General features: G+C 35.1%; 1 protein-coding gene. It reads right to left on the bottom strand.

Annotated elements, in window-relative coordinates; translation table 11 throughout:
• Positions 1-472 precede the first annotated feature (472 nt).
• Positions 473-1,042: transposase (locus EWM59_RS27470; protein ID WP_130024370.1), on the bottom strand; the 570-nt coding region annotated here is incomplete at its 5' end.

Here is a 1,042-nt window from a genome sequence, read left to right as displayed (position 1 = left end):
TTTCTGATAATACACCTTTATGTTCATAAACTTTAAAGTACACAGGTAGGGCTACACCTTTTACTTGTGCCGCCAATACTAAAACGTGTAATTCAAAAGAACCGATTTTCCATTCTGTTGCATCCAAAAAAAATTATCTGCTTTCTTAATAAGGCTGTTGATAACCCATAGTAATAAGTCTATAAAAAGCCTCGTTGAACTATATCTATTGAAAAACCGAATTAAACGTTGATAATAACTACCTGATTTTAAACCTTTTTTGTCCATTATCTTTGCCATATCGTCTTTCATCTTGTAAAGATTAGTCGTTTTACTAGTCAGTAAACCTGTCAATACCATCATTACATTTTCTATCATGCTTTTATGATATTTACCTTTGATTGTGCTAAGTTTGTCTGTGAGAGTCATTGGGTGTGAGTTTTGTTTGCTTCGTCGCTACAAAATTCGCCTTTTTGGCTCTCTTTTCAACAAACTATTTTAAAATGGTGTAGTAGTATAATTTCAAATATACATTCCCTCTTTTAGTAATTCTTCCCACTCTTTTGGTTTCTCCACTGTCATGACTATTAGGAATCAGTCCTACATAAGCTGACAGTTCTTTTATACTCACAAAACGGTTTATATCTGCTATTTCAGTTAAGAGAATCATACTTGTCAAGGTACCTATTCCTGGAATAGTCTTCAGAAGTGCAGCATCAGTTTTATATCTGGGTTGCTCTGACAGCTCTTTGATTTGTTTCTTTAAGATGGCTGATTGTTGATTAAGCATTTTGTATTCACTCAATAATGCCTGAAAACTCAGATTCCCATTGCCCCCAGGTGAAAAATTATCCAGATACCTGATGAAGTCTTTTGACCAGTTGCTTGTTTGCAATTCAACAGGGATAGCTTCTCCAAAATACATCAGAAAGAATTTTATCCGATTCTTTACCCGGGTTATATCTCGGGTAAGTCTATCATAAACCCTCAGTAGTGACCTGTCCTGCTGTTGTTCCAATGGAGGAACATAAAGGGCTTTAAAATCTCCGTTTTTTAGCCCTCT

Source organism: Emticicia agri, from assembly GCF_004168285.1.
Classification (GTDB): Bacteria; Bacteroidota; Bacteroidia; order Cytophagales; family Spirosomataceae; genus Emticicia; species Emticicia agri.
This window is presented reverse-complemented; position numbering and strand designations above follow the sequence as displayed.